The 24,327-nt window shown below is 46.4% G+C and carries 22 protein-coding genes and 2 tRNA genes; 6 read left to right on the forward strand and 18 right to left on the reverse strand.

Annotation, left to right across the window (positions count from 1 at the left end; translation table 11 throughout):
- Positions 1-46: 46 nt before the first annotated feature.
- The 8 genes from typA to scpB form a co-directional block, all read right to left on the reverse strand.
- A complete protein-coding gene (gene typA, locus ACBP46_RS10100) occupies positions 47-1,867 on the reverse strand; it encodes a translational GTPase TypA (RefSeq protein ID WP_371016618.1) in 1,821 nt (606 codons plus the stop codon).
- On the reverse strand, positions 1,864-2,616 hold the full coding sequence (gene truB / locus ACBP46_RS10105; RefSeq protein WP_371016619.1) for a tRNA pseudouridine(55) synthase TruB: 753 nt from the start codon (positions 2,614-2,616) through the stop codon (positions 1,864-1,866). The genes typA and truB overlap by 4 nt, the downstream gene beginning before the upstream one ends.
- A 35-nt stretch (positions 2,617-2,651) precedes the next feature.
- The gene (rbfA, locus tag ACBP46_RS10110) at positions 2,652-3,059 is read right to left on the reverse strand and encodes a 30S ribosome-binding factor RbfA (protein ID WP_371016620.1); all 408 of its coding nucleotides are present in this window, start codon (positions 3,057-3,059) and stop codon (positions 2,652-2,654) included.
- 5 nt (positions 3,060-3,064) lie between these two features.
- Entirely contained in the window at positions 3,065-6,031 is a 2,967-nt protein-coding gene (gene infB, locus ACBP46_RS10115; protein ID WP_371016621.1) for a translation initiation factor IF-2, read from the reverse strand.
- An 81-nt stretch (positions 6,032-6,112) separates the two neighbouring features.
- Positions 6,113-7,591, reverse strand: a complete 1,479-nt coding sequence (gene nusA / locus ACBP46_RS10120; protein ID WP_371016622.1) for a transcription termination factor NusA — start codon at positions 7,589-7,591, stop codon at positions 6,113-6,115.
- Positions 7,588-8,079, reverse strand: a complete 492-nt coding sequence (gene rimP / locus ACBP46_RS10125; protein WP_371016623.1) for a ribosome maturation factor RimP — start codon at positions 8,077-8,079, stop codon at positions 7,588-7,590. The genes nusA and rimP overlap by 4 nt, the downstream gene beginning before the upstream one ends.
- A gap of 273 nt (positions 8,080-8,352) precedes the next feature.
- Positions 8,353-9,840, reverse strand: a complete 1,488-nt coding sequence (locus tag ACBP46_RS10130; protein ID WP_371016624.1) for a pseudouridine synthase — start codon at positions 9,838-9,840, stop codon at positions 8,353-8,355.
- A gap of 23 nt (positions 9,841-9,863) precedes the next feature.
- Positions 9,864-10,475 carry an SMC-Scp complex subunit ScpB gene (gene scpB / locus ACBP46_RS10135; RefSeq protein WP_371016625.1) on the reverse strand — a complete coding sequence of 204 codons (612 nt, stop codon included), beginning with the start codon at positions 10,473-10,475 and terminating at the stop codon, positions 9,864-9,866.
- A 64-nt stretch (positions 10,476-10,539) separates the two neighbouring features.
- Between scpB and ACBP46_RS10140 the strand changes: the two genes are divergently transcribed.
- Positions 10,540-10,616: transfer RNA gene (locus tag ACBP46_RS10140), tRNA-Met, on the forward strand.
- Positions 10,617-10,840: 224 nt separating this feature from the next.
- Here the strand turns inward: ACBP46_RS10140 and ACBP46_RS10145 are convergent.
- The 4 genes from ACBP46_RS10145 to ACBP46_RS10160 form a co-directional block, all read right to left on the reverse strand.
- Complete coding sequence (locus tag ACBP46_RS10145; RefSeq protein ID WP_371016626.1) at positions 10,841-11,587, reverse strand: GntR family transcriptional regulator; 747 nt, start codon at positions 11,585-11,587, stop codon at positions 10,841-10,843.
- 21 nt (positions 11,588-11,608) lie between these two features.
- The gene (locus ACBP46_RS10150; protein ID WP_371016627.1) at positions 11,609-12,418 is read right to left on the reverse strand and encodes an amidohydrolase family protein; all 810 of its coding nucleotides are present in this window, start codon (positions 12,416-12,418) and stop codon (positions 11,609-11,611) included.
- Positions 12,418-13,707, reverse strand: coding sequence for an SLC13 family permease (locus ACBP46_RS10155; RefSeq protein ID WP_371016628.1), 1,290 nt, complete (start codon positions 13,705-13,707; stop codon positions 12,418-12,420). The genes ACBP46_RS10150 and ACBP46_RS10155 overlap by 1 nt, the downstream gene beginning before the upstream one ends.
- A 189-nt stretch (positions 13,708-13,896) precedes the next feature.
- Positions 13,897-14,169 (reverse strand): amidase family protein, encoded by a 273-nt coding sequence (locus ACBP46_RS10160; RefSeq protein WP_371016629.1) that lies wholly within the window; start codon positions 14,167-14,169, stop codon positions 13,897-13,899.
- Positions 14,170-14,463: 294 nt separating this feature from the next.
- Between ACBP46_RS10160 and ACBP46_RS10165 the strand changes: the two genes are divergently transcribed.
- The 4 genes from ACBP46_RS10165 to ACBP46_RS10180 all read left to right on the forward strand — a co-directional run bounded on the left by ACBP46_RS10165 (position 14,464) and on the right by ACBP46_RS10180 (position 17,780).
- Positions 14,464-15,456, forward strand: a complete 993-nt coding sequence (locus tag ACBP46_RS10165; RefSeq protein WP_371016630.1) for a TRAP transporter substrate-binding protein — start codon at positions 14,464-14,466, stop codon at positions 15,454-15,456.
- Between the two features lie 118 nt (positions 15,457-15,574).
- A complete protein-coding gene (locus ACBP46_RS10170) occupies positions 15,575-16,204 on the forward strand; it encodes a TRAP transporter small permease (protein ID WP_371016631.1) in 630 nt (209 codons plus the stop codon).
- 9 nt (positions 16,205-16,213) lie between these two features.
- The gene (gene dctM / locus ACBP46_RS10175) at positions 16,214-17,494 is read left to right on the forward strand and encodes a C4-dicarboxylate TRAP transporter large permease protein DctM (RefSeq protein WP_371016632.1); all 1,281 of its coding nucleotides are present in this window, start codon (positions 16,214-16,216) and stop codon (positions 17,492-17,494) included.
- Between the two features lie 209 nt (positions 17,495-17,703).
- A tRNA-Met gene (locus ACBP46_RS10180) sits at positions 17,704-17,780 on the forward strand.
- Between the two features lie 405 nt (positions 17,781-18,185).
- Here ACBP46_RS10180 and ACBP46_RS10185 read toward each other — a convergent pair.
- The 6 genes from ACBP46_RS10185 to ACBP46_RS10210 all read right to left on the reverse strand — a co-directional run bounded on the left by ACBP46_RS10185 (position 18,186) and on the right by ACBP46_RS10210 (position 23,298).
- On the reverse strand, positions 18,186-18,413 hold the full coding sequence (locus ACBP46_RS10185) for a VF530 family DNA-binding protein (RefSeq protein ID WP_371016633.1): 228 nt from the start codon (positions 18,411-18,413) through the stop codon (positions 18,186-18,188).
- Between the two features lie 15 nt (positions 18,414-18,428).
- Entirely contained in the window at positions 18,429-18,995 is a 567-nt protein-coding gene (gene phaR / locus ACBP46_RS10190) for a polyhydroxyalkanoate synthesis repressor PhaR (RefSeq protein ID WP_371016634.1), read from the reverse strand.
- 43 nt (positions 18,996-19,038) lie between these two features.
- A complete protein-coding gene (locus ACBP46_RS10195; protein WP_371016635.1) occupies positions 19,039-19,776 on the reverse strand; it encodes a beta-ketoacyl-ACP reductase in 738 nt (245 codons plus the stop codon).
- An 81-nt stretch (positions 19,777-19,857) separates the two neighbouring features.
- The gene (locus ACBP46_RS10200; RefSeq protein WP_371016636.1) at positions 19,858-21,492 is read right to left on the reverse strand and encodes a PHA/PHB synthase family protein; all 1,635 of its coding nucleotides are present in this window, start codon (positions 21,490-21,492) and stop codon (positions 19,858-19,860) included.
- 97 nt (positions 21,493-21,589) lie between these two features.
- Positions 21,590-22,357: a peptidoglycan editing factor PgeF gene (gene pgeF, locus ACBP46_RS10205; protein ID WP_371016637.1), complete on the reverse strand. Its 768-nt coding sequence runs from the start codon at positions 22,355-22,357 to the stop codon at positions 21,590-21,592.
- A complete protein-coding gene (locus ACBP46_RS10210; protein WP_371016638.1) occupies positions 22,345-23,298 on the reverse strand; it encodes an RluA family pseudouridine synthase in 954 nt (317 codons plus the stop codon). Before ACBP46_RS10210 ends, pgeF begins: the two co-directional genes overlap by 13 nt.
- A gap of 227 nt (positions 23,299-23,525) precedes the next feature.
- Between ACBP46_RS10210 and ACBP46_RS10215 the strand changes: the two genes are divergently transcribed.
- Positions 23,526-24,305 carry an outer membrane protein assembly factor BamD gene (locus tag ACBP46_RS10215; protein WP_371016792.1) on the forward strand — a complete coding sequence of 260 codons (780 nt, stop codon included), beginning with the start codon at positions 23,526-23,528 and terminating at the stop codon, positions 24,303-24,305.
- Positions 24,306-24,327: the final 22 nt, after the last annotated feature.

The following is a 24,327-nucleotide window of genomic DNA, read 5'->3' on the forward strand; positions in this document are numbered from 1 at the left end:
AAACCCCGCTTTTAAAAGCGGGGTTTTTTACGCATAACGCTAATGATTAGTAATCATCGCGAGCGTGCTTACGACGCTCGTGCTCTTTAAGGTAGCGTTTACGTAAACGAATCGATTTAGGTGTTACCTCAACCAACTCATCGTCATCAATAAAGTCAACCGCGTACTCTAAGGTTAAACGAATTGGTGGCACCAAATCAATGTGCTCGTCCTTGCCAGAAGCGCGCACATTAGTGAGTTTTTTCTCACGAATAGGGTTTACAACCAAATCGTTGTCACGGCTATGAATACCAATAATCATCCCCTCGTAAACGGGATCATTAGGGCTTACAAACATACGGCCACGTTCTTGGAGTTTCCACAACGCATACGCAACGGCTTCACCATCGTCTTGACTGATTAACACCCCATTACGACGCTCACCCACAGCACCCTCACGTAAAGGACGGTATTCATCATAAATGTGGCTCATCAGGCCTGTACCACGAGTCAGAGTCATGAACTCGCCTTGGAAACCGATCAAACCACGCGCTGGAATACGGTACTCAAGACGAGTACGGCCATTGCCATCGGGCTGCATATCCAGTAGCTCACCACGACGACGACCTAACTCTTCCATGATGCCGCCCTGATGATTATCCTCGATATCAACCGTCAATAATTCGTAAGGCTCTAACTTAACCCCATTTTCTTCACGAATTAACACTCGAGGACGTGACACCGCTAGCTCATAGCCTTCACGACGCATATTCTCAATAAGAATAGTTAGGTGCAACTCGCCACGACCACATACCTCGAAGGTGGTGTCATCGCCGGTATCATTAACACGTAACGCTACGTTTGACTTCAACTCTAGATCTAAGCGATCACGAATTTGACGGCTTGTAACGAACTTGCCTTCACGACCTGCTAGAGGTGAGGAGTTCACCATAAAATTCATGGTTAAGGTTGGCTCATCAATACGTAACAAAGGCAAAGCCTCAACATGATGAGGGTCTGTTAAGGTGCAGCCAATACCAATTTCTTCGATACCGTTAATAAGAACAATATCGCCTGCTTGTGCTTCTGCCACTTGTTGACGATCTAAACCTTTAAAGGTCTGTACCTGATTGACTCGACCTTTTATGCTCTCACCCTCGGGGCCAAACTTAACTACTACCTCTTGACCAGCACGAACACGACCGCGATTGACTCGACCTACACCGATCTTACCTACATATGAGTTGTAATCCAAAGAGCAGATTTGCAATTGCAACGGGCCATCAGGATCGTCTTCACGTTGAGGTACGTGGTCCAAAATGGCTTGGAACAAGGGACGCATATCGCCTTCACGAATATCGGGATTATCCCCAGCAAATCCGGATAAACCAGAAGCATAAATAATAGGGAAATCCAATTGCTCGTCTGTAGCGCCTAGCTTATCAAATAAGTCAAAAGTCTCATTCACTGCAAAGTCAGGACGTGCACCACCACGGTCGATTTTGTTGACGACCACAATAGGCTTTAAGCCTAACTCTAAGGCTTTACGTGTTACAAAACGTGTCTGTGGCATTGGCCCTTCGACCGCATCCACTAACAGTAACACGCCATCCACCATAGAAAGAACGCGCTCTACCTCACCACCAAAGTCAGCGTGACCGGGAGTGTCAATAATGTTGATATGCGTGCCTTCAAATTCAGCCGCACAGTTTTTAGCCAAAATTGTGATACCACGTTCTTTTTCAATATCACCCGAGTCCATCACACGATCGGACACGTGCTCATTACTACGGAAAGTACCGGATTGTTTAAGTAATTGGTCAACCAAGGTTGTTTTACCATGGTCAACGTGGGCAATAATTGCCACATTGCGCAAGGCGCGAGTCATAGTGCATCCTTCTTGAGATTGTCTAGCTGTAATCCATCCGGTAAATCGGCTAAAGCAATCAGCGTAGTTTCCGGCTCGGACTGGTTTTGTAAGGCCTCGAGTTCAATCGAAGTCTCTATGGAAAAAGGCCCAACTTGCGTGCGCCGCAATGCGGTTAAATGCGCATAACAACCTAAAGCACGACCAATATCTTGGGCTAATGTACGAATATACGTGCCTTTGCTGCAATGCACAAAAACGCGTAATTCGGTGGGCATAAATGAAATCAGTTCTAACTGATGAATCACCACATCACGTGGTGGGCGCTCAAGCTCTATCCCTTGACGAGCGTACTCGTATAACGGTTTGCCATCGCGCTTCAGCGCAGAGAACATAGGTGGTATTTGTTGGATAGGGCCACGAAACTGAGGCAAAACGGCATCCACTTGCTCTGGTGTTACACCTGAAAAATTGTCTGCCGTTGCCACCACTGTGCCAGTTAGATCACCTGAATCAGTTTCAGTTCCTAATTGGATGGTGGCTTCGTAGGCTTTATCTGCATCGAGTAACAACCCCGAAATTTTAGTAGCCTTCCCAAAACAACATACCAATAAGCCTGTTGCAAACGGGTCTAAAGTGCCGGTATGACCGGCTTTGCGCGCGTCCATTGCTCGACGAGCGCGTTGCAAAGCGTGATTACTGGATAGACCTTCGGGCTTATCTAACAGCAACACGCCGTCCAACAAGCGTCCACGTCGTCGGCTTGCCATGATTATAATTCCTACAGTTAATTGACGGCAGCCGATCAGGAGCGATCGTCGGGGTCGTCGTCAGGCTTGAGATCCGCAGCGTTAAATGGGCGGTTTGCTTCCTCGATGAGCTTGCTCATCTCCATACCGCGCACTACGTGATCATCATAGAAGAAACGCAAAGTCGGTACAGTGTGTATATGCAGCATTTTATAAAGCTGTGAATGCAACCAACCTGCTTTGGTGTTAAGAATCTCTGTTGCTGTTTCAGGCTCTGCGCCCAAAACGGTAAAGTGAACTTTGGCGTGAGCATAGTCAGCCGACAGGTCTACCCCTGTTAAGGTGATAAGACCTGCTTTAGACATATCAATTTCACGCTGGATAAGCTCGGCCAGATCCTTTTGGATCTGGTCGGCTAAGCGGACGTTACGCCCGCTTGCTGGTTTGGATTTATGTCTTGCCATAAAAATTATAAAGTACGGGCAATTTCTTTAATTTCAAAGATTTCGAGCTGGTCGCCCACTTCGAGATCGTTGTTACCACGTAAAGTAATACCGCAATCAAAGCCCTGACGTACTTCACGCACATCGTCTTTAAAGCGACGTAAGGAGTCGAGATGGCCTGTCCAAATGACCACGTTGTCACGCAACAAGCGGACTTGTGAATCACGTTTAACCATACCTTCGGTAACCATACAACCAGCCACCTTGCCGATGCGAGAAATATGGTAGACCTCGCGGATTTCAACCATACCGATAACTTCCTCGCGCTCCTCGGGAGTTAACATGCCAGACAGAGCGGCTTTAACCTCATCAACCGCATCGTAAATTACGTTGTAGTAACGAATGTCAATACCATTGAGCTCGGCTTGTTTACGAGCAGTGGCTTCGGCGCGAACATTAAAGCCCAAAATAACGGCATTAGAAGCAATAGCCAAGTTGACATCACTTTCAGAGATACCACCCACTGCTGCATGCACAACTTGAACCTTGACCTCGTCGGTAGCTAGCTTCAATAAAGAGCTGACCAGGGCTTCTTGGGAACCTTGGACATCAGTTTTAATGATGAGAGACAGCACTTTGGCTTCTTCACCAGCATTTTCAAACAAGGACTCAAGACGAGCGGCTTGTTGACGGGCTAGTTTTACATCACGGAATTTACCTTGACGGAACAATGCAATTTCGCGAGCTTTACGTTCGTCAGCCATAGCAATGAGTTCGTCACCAGCGGCAGGAACCTCGGTAAGACCTTGGATTTCAACCGGAATAGATGGGCCCGCTTCAGCTAAGTTTTTCCCTGTTTCGTTTGTCATGGCACGAACGCGACCAAAACTGGCCCCTACAAGCACGGTATCACCACGATGCAACGTACCACTTTGAACCAATATAGTGGCTACAGGTCCGCGACCACGATCTAGACGAGCCTCGATAACCGTACCACGTGCGGGTGTATTAACTGGTGCAGTTAGCTCTAGCATCTCTGCCTGCAGCAATACGTTTTCAAGTAGCTCGTCAATACCTTCACCTGTGCGCGCTGAAACCGGCACAAAAGGTACATCACCACCGTATTCCTCGGGAATCACCTCTTCGGCTACGAGCTCTTGTTTAACACGCTCGGGGTTTCCTTCGGGCTTGTCAATTTTTGTGATGGCAACCACAAGCGGCACACCAGCAGCGCGTGCATGATGAATCGCTTCACGAGTTTGAGGCATCACACCATCATCAGAGGCCACCACCAAAATCACTACGTCGGTAGACTTAGTACCGCGCGCACGCATAGCAGTAAACGCCTCGTGACCGGGAGTATCTAAGAAAGTAATCGTACCACGGCCAGTTTTAACGTTGTAAGCACCGATATGTTGAGTAATACCACCGGCTTCACCAGCCGCAATCTTGGCGCGACGAATGTGGTCAAGCAAAGAGGTTTTACCATGGTCAACGTGACCCATCACTGTCACAACTGGAGCACGACCCTCTTCTTCGACTTCACCAATAAATACGTCCTCGAGGAAGGACTCGGGATCGTCCAGCTTAGCCAACACGGCTTTATGCCCCATTTCCTCGACCAAAATCATTGCGGTTTCTTGGTCAAGCACCTGGTTAATTGTGACCATCTGACCTAGTTTCATCAGATGTTTAATAACCTCTGTGGCCTTGATGGACATTTTATGCGCCAGATCAGCCACGGTAATGGTTTCAGGCACCGCAATTTCACGAGAGATGAACTCGGGCTGTTGAGGCTGCTGTTGACGCTGCTCGTCTTCGCGACCACGACGACCGCGACGACCACCACGGGAAGATGCACGCCAAGACTCTTTTCCAGCTGCCGCAGCAGCTACATCGGCTTTGGATGTTTTACGACGATTATCCGTCCATGCACTATCTGCCGCCTTGGCTGGCTTAGCAACTTTTTTAACCTCTGAAGCCTTATTTTCTTTTTTACTGCTTGTTTTCGTCGCTTTTTTAGTTTCTTTTTCGGGTTCAGCAGCACGCAGAACCTTGCGTGGACGATTTAGCATTTCACTGATGGCTGCGGCTTCTTCCGCTGCAGCGCGTCGTGCACGCTCGCGCTCACGCTCAGCGGCTGGGTCCGTAGAGGCATCAGAAATCGGGTGACGATCTGCTGCCGGAGCCACGGTCTTGGTTGCTGGGCGAGGTTTGTTAGATGCTGCACCACGACCTTTAGGTTGATCGTTGCGCGCAGGGCTTGATTTTTTGGGGGAGGATTTTTTATCTTCGACCACGTTATCCTGTTTCTTCGTCTGTTCTGCCACGGCAGGCTTTACCTCATCAGCCTTTTCCACAGAATCAGGCTGTTTGTTAACTGGAGTCTGTTTTACTTCTGGCGTAGGCTCTGGCTTTGAAGCGGGAGCGGAAGGCGTCACAGACTGCTCGGTTGGTGCGGCACCCTGCTCGGCCTGAGGCGCGGCGGGTGATGGTATAACTGGGGATTCCGCTTTAGGAGCGGTTTCCTTTGGAGCTACTTGAGTTGTAGTCTCTGCTTTAGGAGCATCTTTTTTGGGGGCTACTGGAGCCGACACATCAGCGGCTGGCTGAGGAGCCTTGACCGCTTCTTCGTTGGACTGAGTCGATGCTTTTGCTGTGCTTGCAGCTATTACAGCCTGCTCCTGTGCTTTTTCAGCCTCTGCCAATAACTCAGTAGTATCACGTTTTACAAAAACACGTCGTTTACGTGTTTCCACAGGGATAGTGCGCGAGCGCCCCGAGCCGTCGGCTTGGCGTATCTCAGATGTTTTACGGCGCGTTAGGGTAATTTTATCGCCCCGAACCGACTCCATCAATTTAGCCTTATCTGCTGCAGTGATGACATCGTTTACCGATTTTACCTGAACCCCTGCACTACGCAGTTGCTCTAACAACGTTTCAGCGGGTGTTTTTAGCTCTTTGGCGAACTGTTCAACTGTGTTACTCGGCATTCGACTCTCTCTATAACGACTTATTCTAATAAATATGACCCTAATGGCCGCCTGTAGAGGCGGCGTATAAGCATGAATCGCTTACTCATCGAACCAGTGGGCTCGGGCACGCATAATCAAGGCACTGGCCTCTGCGCTGTCTAAGCCAGCTATCTCAGCGAGTTCGTCCGTAGCAAGCTCTGCTAGATCATCTAGGGTTAGCACCCCTTTTGCTGCCAAACTTGCCAAAATATCAGGAGTCATTCCCTCTAATTCTTGTAATGACTGCGCTACGGATTGCACCAATTCTTCTTTGGCAATCGCATCGGATAGCAGTACATTACGGGCGCGGGTACGCAAGGCATCTACGAGCTCTTCATCAAACTCTTCGATATCAAGCAGCTCTTGAAGAGGCACATAAGCGACTTCCTCAAGACCCGTAAAGCCCTCGTCAACCAATACTTCAGCTATGGATTCATCCACATCTAAACGCTGAATAAAAAGATTAAGTAACTCGGTGCGCTCTTCGGCCTGACGATTTTGGTTTTCCTCAGGCGTCATGATGTTGATTTGCCAACCGGTTAGCTCTGAAGCTAAGCGCACGTTTTGACCACGCGAACCAATAGCCTTGGGCAGGTTTTCCTCGTCGACCACCACATCCATGGCGTGCTTGTCTTCATCGACCAAAATGGACTGTACGTTAGCTGGTGCTAGAGCACCAATAACGAACTCGGCCGGGTCCTCGGACCATAAAACAATATCTACTTGTTCGCCGCCAAGCTCGTTGCGTACTGCTGTAACGCGTGAACCACGCATACCTACACATGTACCAATAGGATCAATACGTTGATCATAAGCGATTACGGCTATTTTAGCGCGAACACCCGCATCACGAGCAGCGGCTTTAATCTCTAGTAGACCTTGCTCGATTTCGGGAACTTCGTTTTCAAATAGTTCGCGAATAAACTCTGGTGCGGTGCGTGACAAAAACACCTGCTGACCACGTGCAGCACGATCAACGCGTTGTACCCAAGCACGGACTCGGTCGCCCATGCGGATGTTTTCCTTGGGGATCATTTCACTACGCGGCAAACGGGCTTCGATCTTGCCCATTTCAATAATGGCGTCGCCTTTATCAATACGCTTTACTGTGCCCGATACAATGGTTTCACCACGATCAAGGAAGTCGTTTAACATTTGCTCGCGCTCGGCATCACGAATACGCTGCAAAATGGCTTGCTTTGCGGCCTGAGCACCAATGCGACCAAACTCAATCGACTCAAGAGGCTCTTCGATATAGTCACCCACCTCGATCTCAGGTGCGTACTCGAGAGCGTCTGAGTACATTTCCTGTTTATCAGGCTCTTGAAGACCGGCTTCGTCTGGCACAACCAACCAACGACGATAACTTTCGTACTCGCCGGTGTTACGGTCTATGTCTACGCGAATGTCCACATCTTCTTCGAAGCGTCTTTTCATGGCAGATGCCAATGCCCCTTCGAGGGCCCCAAATACGACTTCTGGCTCTACGCCTTTTTCACGCGCCAGTGCATCGACTAGCAAAAGAATTTCGCGACTCATCGCTTTCTACCCTTGAAATCAAGAATGGGATCCAATTTGGCTCGATCAACATCATCAAAACAGAAAGTTAAATCGAGTACGTCTCCCGAAGACTGTTCTAGCTCTAACACAAATTCAGTATCTGCTGTGGCCTGAGAAGGCTCTAGACCCTCGGGCGCATACAGCAAACCGCGAAACACCTTTTGGTTGTTTACAGGCTCAAACAAACGCAATTCAATACGCGCACCTGAAAAACGGACAAAATCAGCCAAACGCTTTAGAGGACGATCCACTCCTGGGGATGTCACTTCGAGACGGTTATAGTCAACGTTTTCTACCTCGAAAACGCGCGACAGCTGTTTAGAGACCTGCTCACAGTGGTCAATAGTAATACCACCGGGATGATCAATAACAACCCGTAACAAGCCTTTTGGGGCACGCTCTACATCTACGAGCTCTATGTCGGTACCCAACAGGCTTTCTTGAGTTAGTGCAAAAATATCTGTCATAAAATCCAAAAAAAATGGGCTGTATGCCAGCCCACTGCTACTGTATAGCGCATATACGCTATCAGTTCATTGCTAAACGATGCTCTAAAGAGCTGCACGATCTTTTATTTATGATGATACCTAAGATACCCATTTACAAAAAGACCGTATTAAGCCCTATATTCTAACAGAAAATTAAAACTTTTCTTGGTAGATTATAAGGCTATCTCATTAAGCAGTGAGCAAGTCGGTGTTTAAACAACACTCAACTCGCATAGCCAGTTAAATTTAGGTTTAGCGCCCACGGCGACCTACGCGTCCTAATTTAGACTCATGCGCACCCGCACCTGGCTGACGCTCATCACGACGACCTGCACCAGTGCGTGTAGCACGTCGTGTTTCCCCTCCCGCCTTGCGCTCGGCAAAACGACGCTGCCCTGAACCTGTTGGCGCAGAGCGCTTGCTGCCCCGTTGAGTACGACCAGAACGGCCTGCATCGGGGTGGCCATTTGCTAAACCACCACTAACAAGCAACCCTGTGCCTGCTGCCTCGCCCACCAATAAGGGCTGCCCTAAACCAGAGCTGTGGCGGGGGATACGGCGCGTAGGACGCTCCGGACGCTCAAAACCAGGCGGCATCGCGCTATCGTGGGTTAAGGGCTGCTGAGAGCGACGCCCACCACGCTGATGCCCTTCGTTTACAGAACCGTCCGTGCGCAATAAGCCTAAGCGCACCATCAGTGCTGTAACCATTTCTGGAGAAAGCTCTTCCCAACGACCGCGGCGCAGATTGCGTGGCAAGACCACCTCACCAAAGCGTGTGCGAATTAAGCGACTTACTGTTAAACCTACGGCTTCGAACATACGGCGCACTTCGCGGTTGCGGCCTTCAAAAATAGTAACGCGGTACCAACGATTGCTGCCTTCGCCGCCTACGAATTCGATAGAGCCAAACTGAGCCATACCATCATCAAGCTCAACCCCCGTCTTTAGTAGACTTATTTGCTCGGGGGTTAACTCGCCAAGTACACGGACCGCGTACTCACGCTCAGCACCAAAACGCGGGTGCATAAAGCGGTGTGCCATGTCACCCGAAGTGGTAAAGATCAATAGGCCTTCGGTGTTTAAATCTAAACGCCCTACCGATAACCATTTACCTACTTTAATTTTAGGTAAACGTGAAAAAACCGTTTCACGCTTGCCGGGATCGTCATGGCTAACGATCTCGCCCGCAGGCTTGTGATAAAGGATAACACGAGGAGGCTTATCGGCATTGGGACGTTTAATGATGCGACCGTTAACACGCACTACGTCTTCAGTCGCTACACGCTGACCAATATAAGCAGGCTCACCATTTACAGAAACACGCCCTGAAACAATTAACTCTTCCATTTCACGACGTGAGCCAATACCAGCATCTGCTAGAACTTTGTGTAGCTTGGGCTTAACCGCATCAGAACTCAGGAAACGCCCTAAACGTTGAGCTGTATGTTCCGTATTTTCTAAAAAAGACAAACCTAACTCTGAATCATCCTTTTGTCGTGTTGGTCGTGACTTTTTGGAATTAGCGCGCTGTCTTCGATTTACAGGGGCCGCGGCTTTATCGGTCTCAAGCAGAGGTTGATCAGGGGTACTGCCGGTGTTTTTACGTGTTTTTTGTTCTTGTACGGCATCACCGCGACGACGCCTAAAAGGGGTGCGTAATTTGCGCCCTTTACCTTTAGGTGCAGAGGTCGAAGCAACCACCGCCCCGTCGGCAGCTGGCTGTGTGGTATCAGTCATTGGACTAAAAAACTCCTTGAATATTATTTATCTTCGCTATCAACGCCCAAATCAGAAGGAGCATAATCACTATGGTCTGTTTGCGAATCTGATAAGGCTTTTTGAATAACATCAATCTCTTGTGACGAGTCTAAAGCTGGTAAGTCCTGAATGGAGCGTAATGACAAATCATCTAAGAATTGTTTTGTGGTCCCAAACAATGCGGGCTTGCCGGGTGCGTCGCGATAACCGAGCACCTCTATCCAGCCACGATCTTCTAACGTTCGAATAATTTGAGTCGATACCCCCACCCCGCGTATGTCCTCGATGTCGCCACGTGTTACGGGCTGACGCCAAGCAATAATAGCTAGGGTTTCAAGTGTAGCGCGGGAGTATCGAGCAGGTTTTTCGTTCTGCAAGCGCAATAAATAAGGTTGAATATCGGCGCGATTTTGAAAGCGCCACCCGCTTGCAACTTGGACTAGTTCTAAGCCACGATCCTGCCAACTTTGCTGTAATTCAGCTAAATGGCCTTTTATTATATCCGCAGATAGCTCAAAAGGCTCAAAAGCTCTGCGCAACTGTTGTATAGATAACGGTTGCCTTGAACATAATAATACCGCTTCTAATGTGCGCTGTACTTCATTTTCCTTCATTTTTATATTTTTTCCCAGTGCGCCTTGCTATTTATTTTTACATAGGCTATTATAACAAATCTGACGCGGGATGGAGCAGCATGGTAGCTCGTCGGGCTCATAACCCGAAGGTCGTCAGTTCAAATCTGGCTCCCGCAACCAAATTCTAAAGCCCCGAACAATTTTTGTTTGGGGCTTTTTCATTGGGTAATTATTATAAAAAATTTAATGGCTTTAGCCCCTGCGCTCTGCCTATAAGATTCTCATGATAGCGCTGCATACCTTCGTTAAAGGACCCTCTATAGCGCATTTCCAGTTCAAAGCGTCCGTATTAGGCCCATGTACCTTGAGTTCAAACGATTCGCACAATAGCTACTTGCTTATTTTTAAGCAATACGCACTTCATACTTAAAATTATGCGCCTGCCCATATGAAAGGCGGTATTCCACGGGCTTGGATTCTAGGTTATAAGCCACGCGTTCTATTTGCACCAAGGGCTCGTTGGGCTGGGTGCCTAGCTCGGTGTCGGTATGGTCGGTGGTAAACGAAAGGGTTTCTTTGGCTGAAAAAATAAACTGACCACAGTGCTGGTAATAAAAGGGGTACAGCAAATTGCCAAAATCTGCGGGAGCAAAGTCTAACAAGGGCGCGAAGATGGGTTCGGGTAGCCAAATTTGTTCGCTTAGAGCTACTTGGTCTTTGACTAAACGAATACGCTTTAATTGAATAAGTGCTACGTTTTTGGCAATTTTTAATTGTTGATTAATAGCGGCTACAGGAGGGACTTTTTTGACTGATTTAACCACCCCTACAGGTATTTCCTGTACCCCTAACTGATTTCGGTAACGAAAAAAACGCAGTAAAGAGCCTTTGAAATCGGGTTGTTTAATAAAGGTGCCGCGGCCTTGGGCTTTGTAAAGCAGGCCCTCTTGAACCAAGTGTTCTATGGCTTTACGTACGGTGCCTATAGACGCATTGTATTCCTGTGCCAGTACTTGTTCAGTAGGGATGGGCTGCGCCGGATCCCACGCTTGTTCGACTAAGCGACTTTGTAGGTCTAGACGGATGCGTTCATACAAAGGCAGTTTAAGCTGCTCTAAAGCACGGGCAGGAATAGATGAAAAAGGGGCCATGCAAACTATCTTTAGTAAATATTAGGGTTCAAAACCATATAAATGAATGGCGTTAGAGCCTAGGATGGCTTGTTTTAGCTCTGAATCATGAACCAAGTTTTGTAAAAAATCAAAGTTTTGTTGGTAATCGACTAATGTTTCGTGCTGAGTATGTGGCCAATCGCTGCCCCAAACCAAACGTTTTGCCATACCGTGCTCTAATAATAAATTAAACGCTTGGCGGGCTTGCTGCATGGCGGCTTCAGTTTGCCCTAAACGATAATAAGCTGAAACTTTAACCCAATAGCGGCTGGGGTCTAGGTGCTTGAGTACAAACTGATAGTCCTTGTCCTCTGTCCCTTTGACTGGATCCACCCGCCCAAAATGATCCAACACAATAGGCCCAGCAAAATGCTCTAAGGCAGGCATTAGCTGCCTAAGATAAGCCGGTGGACAATGCAATTCTAATTGCCAGTTAAGCTGGGCTAAATGACTCAAAAACATCTGCCACGTAGGTAGGGTTAAATCGGGCACATTTTGGCCAAATAAATTTAAACGCGCACCTACAATGCCTTGAGCTTTAAGACTTTGTAAAGCAGCCAAAGAACTATCGGGGGGCACCACAGCGATTCCTTTGAGTCTGGACGCATAAGCCGCAATAGCCTGTAGCATTTGGCTGTTGTCATAACCCAGAAAGCTGGGCTGAATAAGCACCCCATAGTCAAAACCGTAGTGATCTAAATGGCTAATATAGCTTTCTACCAATGCGCTTTGATGAGGACTATAGCGCGCACCTGCTACTACTGGAATATCTGCATTAAAAATATGGGCATGTGTATCAACGTATTTCATCACAAAACTCCTTGTACCACCAACGTAGCCAGTAAAGCAGCTACAAAGCCAATAGGTACGGCCCGGAAAAGTAAATCGTTAAATAAGCTGGACTGATCTATGCCCTGAGGTGTAGAACCTAAGATAAGACTACCACCCGAAGAAAAAGGTGAAATGGCCGAAGCTTGGGCTCCTACCACTATACAAACAAACAGAACCACAGGGTTGTAACCTGTTGCCAAGGCTATAGCAGGCACTATGGGGAACAAAGCAGGAGTGACCACCCCTAAAGTACTGGCAAACAGCGACATAAAAGCGCCTATTACACACATAGCTAAAGGGATAATCCAAAATGGGATGGTGGTAGATACCCAATCAGACAATACATTGATCACGCCAGCCTTAATCGCCACCTCGATCAACATCCCTACCCCACAAATCATAATGAGTGTCCCCCAAGGCACCAAAGCTATAACTTTTTTCTCGTCAGCCAGCTTTAAAAGTAGACTAATTACAGCAAAAATAATTGCCATAAAACCTATATCTACTTTGGAGTTCACAAAACTAATAGTGTGATTATCGGGAAAAATAAGATTAAGAATGGGTATAACCAGCACTACAGCCATCAAAATAATAATCAAGATAATGGACTGCTTTTGTTTGGCTTCAAAAGGGGCTGGTTTTTCAGCGGTAATTTGAATATTTAGATTTTTGTGATTAAACAGCAAATAGCCCCCAATCACCACTATGGGAATCACAAAAGTAGCCACAAAAATGGCGGTGGAATTAGTAAAAGCCTGTTCTGGACTAACGCCTACCCCTTCCATAATGCCTCTAAATATAACCCCGCTTTGGGAGGTCATGAAGTTGGCTCCAGCCAAAGCCCCATAGTTAACAGCCATGCCCCCTATGATTTTGCTCATACCCGTTTTCTGACATAACAACAAAGTCATAGGTGCCATAAAAGCCAGAACAGTATAAAAACCAGCACCCAATGCCGCAATAATGGTGGCCGAAGCAAAAATGGCCAAGGGCAATAAAACAGGAAAATTTCTACAAGCATACAGCAAATGATTGGCTAGCTTTTCTAAAGCACCATTCACCATGGCTACGTTGTAGAACAAGGTAACTGCAAAAATAATGAAAAATATGCGTATAGGCCAAAAACCCACCACTTGCGAGGCGGATAAATCAAGGCCAAAACTGCCGATTAGGTAGGCAAACACGATAGCAAACAAGCCAATGTTTATTTTGGTTTTATACCCAATGGCAATTGCTAATAATATGGCAATGATAATAATTAGAGTCATAGTCAGTCCTTCAGAGAATATCTACATACTATCATCTAAACATATATATGTTTAGATGATTAAGATGAGGGAAAACCCTAGAGCACTGAACATGACTAGGTGGGCAGCAACCAGACGCGCTTTAGTCCTTCAAATAAATAACCACTACAAATACGGTTAGACTTAGGTAATAAAATCCAACTGGCATATTCACGCCCTAAAATGCAGGCCTACAGGTAGGTTGTGCTCTACCACTCCACACGGTATAGAAAGAGAGGGGTGACCAGTTAAATTAAAAGGCGCGCAGTTGTGGGTAATCGCCGTAAATAGATCGTGTTGATCCGCACTCAATGTAATGCTGTCTACACTTATGGGCTGTGTAGCAAAACCCACCGTAGGCGTAACCAACACGTCTATTTGGTCAAATAACTGGTTGAACTGTTGGGTTAGTTGCGCTTGACGCCGTATAGCGGCAAAAACCAAACTAACCGTTTTAATCTATTGATAAAAATTTTGTCGATTCAACATTTTACCTTCAACCATTAAAGGTAAACCATAAGGTTCTAGGCATATCTACTTATTTCTTCTTGATTCTATTTGCTTCAAAATAGAAAGTATTTGCTCTACGACTTTAGTTGTAGCTTTGACTCAACTCAAGCCAAGCTATTTTAAACTACTGTGATTTGTAAATTTATCGCTACAATATTAGCGCTACACATAAGAGAGCCTTAAAGTACCAATTTTATTAAGGCACCCAAACCCAAAAGGAGATCCCTCATGATTAAGCTTACAGCTAAGGCAATGGTAGTAGCCTTAACCTTTGGTATTGCGGGTCTAGCTCACGCAGACAATCCCATTACTATTAAATTTTCACACGTTGTGGCCGAGCATACCCCTAAAGGGCAAGGCGCACTGCTATTTAAAAAACTAGCCGAAGAGCGTTTGCCTGGCAAAGTTAAAGTAGAGGTGTACCCAAACTCTTCTTTATTTGGTGACGGTAAAGAAATGGAAGCTTTGCTTTTAGGTGATGTGCAAATTATTGCGCCATCCTTAGCTAAGTTTGAACACTACTCCAAGCCTATCCAAATTTATGACTTGCCTTTCTTGTTTGACGATATGGCAGCGGTCGATCGTTTCCAAAAAGGTGAAGTCGGTCAAGAGCTACTGACCTCCATGGAAGACAAAGGCATTACCGGTCTAGGCTACTGGCACAACGGTTTAAAACAACTTTCAGCTAACAAAAAACTAATTGAGCCTAAAGATGCTCGCGGTTTAAAATTCCGTGTACAAGCATCGGCCGTACTGGACGAACAATTTAAAGCCTTGCGTGCTATTCCCCGCAAAATGAGCTTTTCCGAGGTGTACCAAGGTTTGCAAACAGGCGTAGTTAACGGCGCTGAAAACCCCTACTCCAACATCTACTCACAAAAGATGAACGAGGTACAAAAATACATCACCGAATCTAACCATGGCGTTTTAGATTACATGGTTATTACCAACACCAAGTTCTGGAATGGTTTACCTGACGATATACGTGGCACCCTGTCCGAGGTCATGGACGAAGTCACCGTCGAAGTAAACAAACACGCTGCTGAGCTAAACGAGCGTGACAAACAGTCCATTATCGATTCCGGTAGTACTGAAGTGCTCTACCTCACTCCAGAGCAACGTGAACAATGGCGTGATGCCATGCGCCCAGTTTGGAAAAAATTTGAAGATGAAATTGGTGCCGAGCGCATTAAAGCCGCCGAAGCGGTTAACAAACAATAATTCTTCACAGCTTATTTTTTCTTAACCAACTTAACTCAACGCAGCTCTGGCTGCGTTGGGTTTATTACCTACTTCTTATGTTTTTCCCTCTGTCACCGAAAGCACCTGGAGCCACATCATGAAGATGCTCGAAACACTCTGGAATCGCTTCGAGGAAGGCTTTATCGTTTTTCTCTTAACGGTAATGACCTTAGTCACATTTGTATATGTGCTATTAAATAACTTTTACGCTGTCTTTTATTATTTTGGTGGCTTATTCGAGAGCAGTGCAACTGTCTCTGATTTCTTTTACTCCATCGGCGATCAACTACTCGATATGGCTCAAGCCATGACCTGGAGCAACGCCATCACCAAAGCTACTTTTGCTTGGTTGATCTTCTTTGGTATTGCCTACGGGGTACGTATAGGTGGCCACATTGGCGTTGACGCCCTCGTCAAGATTACAAGCAGCAAAACGCAGCGTGTAATTGGGCTACTTGCCTGCTTGGCATGCCTAGGTTATGCCGGCCTACTCGCTTACGGTAGCTATGAGTGGTTTCATACTCTCATGCTAGCCAATATTGGCGCTGACGATCTCGGTCAATACGGCGTCAAACAATGGCACATTGCAATGATTGTTCCATTTGGTTTTGCACTGGTGTTTATTCGTTACCTGGAAATCTTATACCGTATTGTCTTTAAAGAGCAGCTCGGTCTAGGCCTAATGGATGAGGCTGCAGATGCCGCCAAACTTACAGCAAACGACTAAGGCCTCGACATGACTATTTTATTTTTATTCGTCTCGCTGTTTATTCTAATGTTCATGGGAATTCCCGTGGCCATTTCTCTAGGCTTAGCTGGTTCCACCACAATCATGCTCTTTAGCCCAGACACAGTGCGTTCACTAGCTATTAAGCTCTTCGAAACAAGCGAGCATTACACTTTATTAGCCATCCCCTTCTTCCTGCTTGCCGGTTCGTTTATGACAACTGGCGGGGTCGCACGCCGTCTTATTGACTTTGCCAATGCGTGTGTGGGTCATATTCGTGGTGGTTTAGCTATTGGCTCAGTATTAGCTTGTATGCTCTTTGCTGCGCTATCTGGTTCTAGCCCAGCTACGGTAGCTGCGGTGGGCTCTATTGCTATTGCTGGAATGGTACGCTCTGGCTACCCCCAAGCATTTGCTGCAGGGATTGTCACAAACGCGGGTACGCTAGGTATTCTTATTCCGCCCTCCGTGGTAATGGTGGTATACGCTGCTGCCACAGAGACCTCTTTGGGCAATCTTTTCATGGCAGGGGTAGTGCCCGGCCTCTTGCTCGGATTGATCTTAATGGTGGTAATTTATATTATTGCCGTTAAACGCAATCTGCCTGCTATGCCTCGTGTTAGTTTACGAGAGTGGCTTGCGGCAGCGCGACGCGCTGTTTGGGGTTTATTGCTTATTTTTATCATCCTGGGCGGTATTTACTCAGGAATGTTTACCCCAACCGAAGCGGCTGCAGTAGCTGCGGTGTATTCTGCGTTTATTGCGTTGTTTGTCTACAAAGACATGACCATTCGCGAAGCACCTAAAGTTATTTTAGAGTCAGCAAAACTCAGCATTATGCTGATGTTTATTATTGCTAACGCTATGCTGTTCGCACACGTACTCACTACCGAGCAAATCCCACAACAAATTACCGCTTGGGTGACCGAGGCCGGTCTACAGCCTTGGATGTTCTTAATTGTAGTGAACTTAGTTTTACTTGTAGCGGGTGCCTTTATGGAACCTTCTGCAATTATTCTAATCTTGGCCCCCATTTTATTCCCCATTGCCATGGAGCTAGGTATTGATCCTATCCACTTTGGTATTATTATGGTGGTCAACATGGAAATTGGCTTGATCACACCACCAGTTGGCTTAAACCTATTTGTGACCTCAGCCATTACGGGCATGTCTATAGGCCAAGTGATTCGTGCTGCTCTACCGTGGCTCAGTCTGCTGTTATTGTTCTTGGTGATTGTCACTTATGTACCAGTCGTTTCATTGGGTCTGCCCAACCTACTCGGTATGTAAATGCTTCGTCTTGCGCAGCTCTTAACGGCTACGTCACACAGCAAAGCCTCAAGCCATTGTGCTTGGGGCTTTTTTCTTAATATATAAACATTAATGCTATTAAATAAGCGATACCGGAGCCTGTCTTTGAGCCAGCAACCCGTTTATTTAGACTACCCCAAATAAATAGTTGCTTTTTTTATTTACTTAACCTATACTTATATTTCTGACGCGGGATGGAGCAGCATGGTAGCTCGTCGGGCTCATAACCCGAAGGTCGTCAGTTCAAATCTGGCTCCCGCAACCAAATTTAAAAAGCCCCAAACATTTGTTTGGGGCTTTTTTTGTCTGCTACATCTACCGTTGTATATCTAGTAAAAAGCGATAACGTTTTAGCTCACAGAAATCGTGGCCGTCTCTTCTAATACAGCAGTTGAATTTAACTGCTGTATCTTGGGATACACACCAAACTCTAAACGCCACGCATAAATGGTGTTTTCATACAGCTAACCCCCATTAATACGCCGCATTACAAACCGCGTCTTCGCTAAAACCAATCTTAATACAATGCACTGCCGCTCGAAATAGAGGTCGAGGCCTACCGGATCCATCTCATAAGTAGAGCATTTAAACAAACTAGTCATACGCTGCGTTTGCTGCAAATGTTCTGTATTATCGAGCCTAAAAACCGTTAGATTTGGCTCAGTAATTTTTATTTTTGGGAAGAACAAAAAGTGCGCAGATATAACTGCTCAACTTGGGTGCGTGCCCAAGGCGTGCGACGCAAAAAATGCAGAGACGATTTAATGGAAGGCTCGTATTTAAAACAATTAATAGAAATGTGTTGCGCTAGCCCTTCCCATCCGTAATGTTCGAGCAAAGCATTAAGCAGCTGGTTTAGGGTAAGCCCATGCAAGGGATTGTTCGGTTGGGTAGACATAAGATCAGCGCTAGTTTATTTTTTTTTCTTTGGAGGGGTAGGCATCGCAAAAGGAAACGCATTAAACATGGAAAAAGTCTGATCTTGCATTTGGTCTTGCATTTGCACAAATAAATGTTTGCTTTGCTCTATGTAATTATTCATCACATTTTGCAGTACAGGGGCTTGACCAGCCATGAATTGTGTCCATGCCTCTGGACCAAGCTGCGCATCATACAACCCTTTAGATTGCTCTGCCATAGTCTCTTGAATTTCAATAAAAGCCTGGATGTTTTTTTCTATATAACTACCCATCAAACCCTGCATAGTACTGCCATAAAAACGGATAATATGCGCCAGAGCATCGGCTGAAAACATGGGTACATCCCCAGCCTCTTCTTCGAGAATAATCTGTAGCAATACACTTCGGGTAATGTCTTCGTTAGATTTTGCATCCACCACCTGAACGACTTCATGACCGAGTATCAACTGCTTTACATCGGCCAATGTAATGTAAGCGCTCGTTTGCGTATCATATAAGCGCCGATTGGGGTATTTTTTAATTAGTCGCGCAGAGTCGGGTGTGTTGTTTGTATTTGTCATAATTAAAAATCAGTAGTGATTTAAATCAGCGGCGAAGAGAGGGTTAGCTCATGTGCAAACCACCATTCAATGAAAAATCGGCTCCTGTAGCAAAAGCGGCTTGGTCAGATGCTAGCCAAGCTACCATAGAAGCAATCTCATTGGGCTCGCCCAGACGTCGCACCGGAATGGTAGCGATAATTTTTTCGAGCACGTCTTCACGAATGGCTCTTACCATGTCAGTCCCAATATAGCCAGGAGACACGGTATTTACTGTGATGCCCTTTGTTGCGAACTCTTGGGCAAGCGCTTTAGTAAAACCATGCATGCCTGCTTTGGCAGTGGCGTAATTCGTTTGACCAAATTGGCCTTTTTGACCATTGACCGAACCAATATTAATAATACGCCCCCACCCTTTCTGAGCCATGCCGTCAACAACCTGTTTAGTTACATTAAACAAACTATTTAGGTTCGTGTCTATCACGTCTCGCCACTCTTCGGCGGACATACGACTAAATTGACGATCTCGTGTGATGCCCGCATTGTTTACCAGAATATCGACTTCCCCCAGTTGATCGCGTACTCGCTGAAAGGCAGCAACACTGGAGTCCCAGTCAGTGACATCAATGGCTGATGCATGAAACTGATAACCTTGTTCGGACTGTTGGTTAAGCCATGGCGCTGGATCGCGTGAGGGGCTACAACCTGCCACCACAGTATAGCCTTCGTCTGCAAGACGCTGACAAATCGCTGTACCAATTCCCCCCATCCCGCCTGTAACGTAAGCAATTTTTACGGACATATGATTCTCCTTTCAATGGTTTGATATGACTTAGTACTGACTAGAACCGATAATTAGAAATAAAGCATTCCAAATTAACGTCTAGGCTACCGCTTTAACTTTGACATAACGACCTGGGGCAGGCTCAAGTTCTGGATAGAGACTATTCCCAAGTTGCTTGGGTGCAGCAATTGATTTACCTGCTTTAGCACTGAGCCATTGCATCCAATCGGGCCACCAGCTTCCTATATGTTGCTCTGCATTTTCCTGCCATCGATTAGCTAAACCTGGAAATACAGTAGGCGTATCTGGGCCGTAGGCCCAATAGTAACGACGGTTCTGAGCCGGAGGGTTAATAACCCCTGCGATATGGCCTGAAGCCCCTAATACAAAACGTTCGACTTTGGGTAGCAGCTGTGTGCTGGCATACGCTGTACGCCAAGGCACAATATGATCGTCTTCGGAAGCAAACACATACACCGGCACCTCTAAACGACTTAGATCTATAGGAGTACCATCTACTTGCACCTTACCATGCAAACGTAAGTTGTTTTCTAAGTAGGTGTTTCGGAAATACCAAGTGAAAAAAGGCCCAGGCAAGTTGGTACTATCAGCATTCCAAAACAAAATATCAAATGGGGGCGGGGTTTTACCTTGGAGGTAATTGCTAGACACGTAGTTCCAAACCAGCTCGGAGGGGCGTAAAAAAGAAAAGGTGGTGGCTAAGTCGCTACCTGGCATTAAACGGGTAGCCGCAAGCTGGTATTCGCGTAATAAGGCTAGGGTTTCATCAACGAACACACCCAATACACCAACATCGTGAAAATCCAGCATGGCGGTTAATAAGGTCATGCTGGCGGCAGGAGACTGCCCTTTTGCTTGAGCTAGGCTTAGGGCTGATGCCAACATCGTGCCCCCTACGCAAAAGCCGAGGGTATTCAGCTGCTTTTGACCACTAATAGTTTGCGCTACCTGCAATGCTGACAAAATACCATGCTGTAAATAATCGCCCCAACTGGCCTCTAAAATACCGTCCGTATCGTCTTTAAGTGGATTTCTCCAGGAAATTAAATACACTTGCATGCCTTGCTCGAGAGCATATCGTACAAACGAGTTTTCAGGTTGTAAGTCCAGTATGTAATATTTATTAATATTAGGTGGAACAATAAATAAAGGAATGCTGTAAGTTTTTTCGGTTAAAGGCGCGTATTGAATTAATTGTAATAGTTCATTTTCATACACGACTGCGCCGGGCGTAACGGCTATATTTTCGCCCAATGCAAATTTGGTTTCATCTGTTTGTAACATGCGCCCTTTTTGCATGTCACGTAAAAAATGCTGGGCACCTTGAAGTAGACTTTGGCCTTTGGTTTGAATTGCTTCATTTAAGGCTTCTGGGTTGGAAAAAAGGTAATTGGCCGGATTCAAAGCCTCGGCCCATTGCATTAACGCAAAAGCCAATCGCTCTTGAGCCTGTGGGTGCGCTTTCAGAGCCCCTACCATGCGATTCAGTGTTTCAGTATATAAATGCCATAAATGCGCATTTATTAACGCAGCTTGGTTTTCTTGCCAAGCCTGATGCTTAAAGCGTCGGTGAGGTGCAGGCCCCAATGTCCCCTGTTGAGCCTGACGATGTAACTCGTGCCAACTTTCTAAAAAGTCAGCCTGAATCTCTTTTAAAATAGTTTGATTAATAAAAGAGAAACCCGGCCATTCATTTGTTGTATTACTATGCATGCGGCACCCAATCAGATTAAGTAAATCAAAAGCTGTACCTTTTTTGTTATTACTTAATGTAATCATTTTTCAGTCAGAGTGCCAGTGGCAATTAATTTTACTTTTCTAATAGCCACGCTATTGTCGCTATTCTACCTGTTGGATTGTGACGCCTATATGAATAATAGTTTTGTGTTTCTGCATACGTACACGCTTGGCTCAAATACACGTTAATCTTTGGATGGCATTGACTTAATACATGACGCGCTATTTGAGGCAAGTCTGCCCAATAGTGCTGTGTGGACTTGTCATAAATAAAATACTGTGCCAGATCAGCATGCATTTGTATAAACGCATCGTATACTTCTGGCCCCACTTCAAAATGCGCTTGACTAATGGCAGGGCCAACCCAAGCCTGCCACTGTGTATTGGCATCACATTGAGTTTGGAGCTGATTAAATAAGCGTTGCAACACCCCTGCTGCCAAGCCACGCCATCCCGCATGAGCCACTCCTACCACTTGCCCATCTTGATCCGCTATCACAACAGGCAAACAGTCTGCAGTCAAAATAGCCAAAACCGTGTTTTTTTGGTTTGTCCACATAGCATCCGCTTGGGGTGCGTCACGCCAAGCGCAGTGTTGCGCCCCAGCCCCAGAGGCATAATACAGTTCAGTACCATGTACTTGCTGAATCCAATGCGGGTCATTGGGCAAATGCTGCCTAAGCAAAGCTCGGTTTTGCGCTACATGGGCAGGGTCATCGCCACAATGCTCACCCAGATTTAGACCACGCCACGGCCCCTGACTATGACCGCCTGCAATCTGTGTCGTGAAATACTGCACACCGGTCCAAACAGGCCCCGTTATGGTTGCTATGTTTTCCATTCAATTTGCTCGTAGACGGCTTGAAAATCAGCGGGGGCTTCTGCATCAAAACGCACAGGCGACCCGGTGGCTGGATCAATAAACTGCAAAGCACGTGCGTGAAGCATTTGTCGTGCTGCACCAGCCAGAGGCTTGCCACCATAGATTTCATCACCTAATAATGGATGGTTTTGACTGCTTAGGTGAACGCGGATTTGATGAGTGCGACCTGTCTCTAGGCGACACTGCACATAACTGACAGCAATACCCCTGTCGAACAAACCTTGGTTCAAGACTTCATAATGTGTTTTGGCATGGCGTGGCGCAATAGCATTTTGTGTAGCCATACGCACCGGCACACGGGCATCACGTCCTACGGCTAAATCTATGGTACCTGAGCCATATAAAAAACCATGACATAAGGCAATGTATTCGCGTAATACTGAGCGCTCTTGTAGCTGACGCACCAGATGGGTTTGAGCCTGTTCAGTTAAAGCCACTACCATCAGGCCTGATGTATCTTTATCTAGACGATGCACAATACCGGCTCGAGCGACTTGAGTGAGCTGAGGAAAATGGTGTAACAACCCATTTAATAATGTCCCTGTCCAATTGCCTGCCCCGGGGTGCGTTACCAAGCCTGCAGGCTTGTTAATAATGACCCATTGCGTAGACTGAGCCACTATATGCAGGGGGATATCTTCGGCCTCGTAAGCCAGCTCTTCGGGGCGGGCTTGGGGTCTTACAAGTAATACATCACCTGGCATCACCAGATGACGTGTACGAGCAGACTGCCCATTGACTAAAACGTGGCCGTCTTCGATCCATGCTTGAATACGACTACGAGAATGATCGGGCAGTAACTGAGCGACCGTTTTATCTAAGCGCTCAGGTAATGCGCTTAGGGGAACTCTAAACTCCAGTTCCGCCGAGTTTTCTGTATTATGTGGGGCTGAATTCATGATAAAACCTTAAAGATGAGGTTAAATTTTGGCATAGCTTAGGGCGCGCTGTACAGAATGACTAGCTTAGATTACCAATAGGCATTTAAAATGCGCTATTCTTAGTGCTATTGTTTTATTCAATTAGACTTAACCGTTTGCAAACCGCAAAGGATGTTCTTGTGACGCGCTTATCTTCCATTTTGACTCAACTTCCTGCTACTCAACGTCTAGTACGTACTCTTTCCATAGCATGTGCTTGCCTAGTTTTAGCAGCATGTGGCTCAGTCAAAAACACTGTAGACCCGACTTCTGGCTGGACTGCCGAGCGCCTCTACCAAGACGCTCGTCAAGAAATTAGTGCTCGTAACTGGTCTGCGGCACGCACTCGACTTGAATCCATCGAAGCGCGCTACCCTTTTGGTGTGTATGCCCAACAGTCACTCATTGACCAAGCCTATATCAACTGGAAGGATGAAGAACCAGAAAAAGCGCTTGCTGCCATTGATCGCTTTCAAAAACAATACCCTAACCATCCTGGTAGCGACTACATGCTGTATTTGAAAGGGTTAATTTCATTTACACCACCCAGCGCTGCGCTTATGCGTTTTACCCGCCAAGACCCCAGCGAACGTGACCCCAAAGGCTTAACCGAGTCTTACCAAGCCTTCACCCAGCTTATCGAGCAATACCCCGAAAGCCGTTATGCAAACGATGCTCGACTACGTGCTAGCTGGCTTGTTAACACCATTGCCGAAAACGAGGTCCACGTAGCCGAATACTATTATTCTCGTAACGCCTATGTTGCAGCCATTAATCGTGCCCAGCGCGTCATTACGGACTTTGAAGGTGTGCCTATTGCAGAACGCGCCCTCTACATCATGTACTTGTCTTACGACAAACTGGGTCAGACCGAATTACGTGATGACACCAAACGGGTGTTAGACCAAAACTTTCCTGATTCCAGCTATTATAAAAACGGCTTAAAAGACAAGAAAAACATGTGGAATCCAATTAACTGGTTCTAGATGTATCCTATAAAAAAGCTCA

Origin of the sequence: Paenalcaligenes hominis (genome assembly GCF_041359055.1) — a bacterium.
GTDB classification, from domain to species: domain Bacteria; phylum Pseudomonadota; class Gammaproteobacteria; order Burkholderiales; family Burkholderiaceae_B; genus Paenalcaligenes; species Paenalcaligenes hominis_A.

Coding starts and splice junctions, on each gene's coding strand:
- typA (WP_371016618.1), bottom strand. CDS start 1,867: ATGACTCGCGCCTTGCGCAATGTGGCAATTATTGCCCACGTTGACCAT.
- truB (WP_371016619.1), bottom strand. CDS start 2,616: ATGGCAAGCCGACGACGTGGACGCTTGTTGGACGGCGTGTTGCTGTTA.
- rbfA (WP_371016620.1), bottom strand. CDS start 3,059: ATGGCAAGACATAAATCCAAACCAGCAAGCGGGCGTAACGTCCGCTTA.
- infB (WP_371016621.1), bottom strand. CDS start 6,031: ATGCCGAGTAACACAGTTGAACAGTTCGCCAAAGAGCTAAAAACACCC.
- nusA (WP_371016622.1), bottom strand. CDS start 7,591: ATGAGTCGCGAAATTCTTTTGCTAGTCGATGCACTGGCGCGTGAAAAA.
- rimP (WP_371016623.1), bottom strand. CDS start 8,079: ATGACAGATATTTTTGCACTAACTCAAGAAAGCCTGTTGGGTACCGAC.
- ACBP46_RS10130 (WP_371016624.1), bottom strand. CDS start 9,840: ATGACTGATACCACACAGCCAGCTGCCGACGGGGCGGTGGTTGCTTCG.
- scpB (WP_371016625.1), bottom strand. CDS start 10,475: ATGAAGGAAAATGAAGTACAGCGCACATTAGAAGCGGTATTATTATGT.
- ACBP46_RS10145 (WP_371016626.1), bottom strand. CDS start 11,587: ATGGCCCCTTTTTCATCTATTCCTGCCCGTGCTTTAGAGCAGCTTAAA.
- ACBP46_RS10150 (WP_371016627.1), bottom strand. CDS start 12,418: ATGAAATACGTTGATACACATGCCCATATTTTTAATGCAGATATTCCA.
- ACBP46_RS10155 (WP_371016628.1), bottom strand. CDS start 13,707: ATGACTCTAATTATTATCATTGCCATATTATTAGCAATTGCCATTGGG.
- ACBP46_RS10165 (WP_371016630.1), top strand. CDS start 14,464: ATGATTAAGCTTACAGCTAAGGCAATGGTAGTAGCCTTAACCTTTGGT.
- ACBP46_RS10170 (WP_371016631.1), top strand. CDS start 15,575: ATGAAGATGCTCGAAACACTCTGGAATCGCTTCGAGGAAGGCTTTATC.
- dctM (WP_371016632.1), top strand. CDS start 16,214: ATGACTATTTTATTTTTATTCGTCTCGCTGTTTATTCTAATGTTCATG.
- ACBP46_RS10185 (WP_371016633.1), bottom strand. CDS start 18,413: ATGTCTACCCAACCGAACAATCCCTTGCATGGGCTTACCCTAAACCAG.
- phaR (WP_371016634.1), bottom strand. CDS start 18,995: ATGACAAATACAAACAACACACCCGACTCTGCGCGACTAATTAAAAAA.
- ACBP46_RS10195 (WP_371016635.1), bottom strand. CDS start 19,776: ATGTCCGTAAAAATTGCTTACGTTACAGGCGGGATGGGGGGAATTGGT.
- ACBP46_RS10200 (WP_371016636.1), bottom strand. CDS start 21,492: ATGCATAGTAATACAACAAATGAATGGCCGGGTTTCTCTTTTATTAAT.
- pgeF (WP_371016637.1), bottom strand. CDS start 22,357: ATGGAAAACATAGCAACCATAACGGGGCCTGTTTGGACCGGTGTGCAG.
- ACBP46_RS10210 (WP_371016638.1), bottom strand. CDS start 23,298: ATGAATTCAGCCCCACATAATACAGAAAACTCGGCGGAACTGGAGTTT.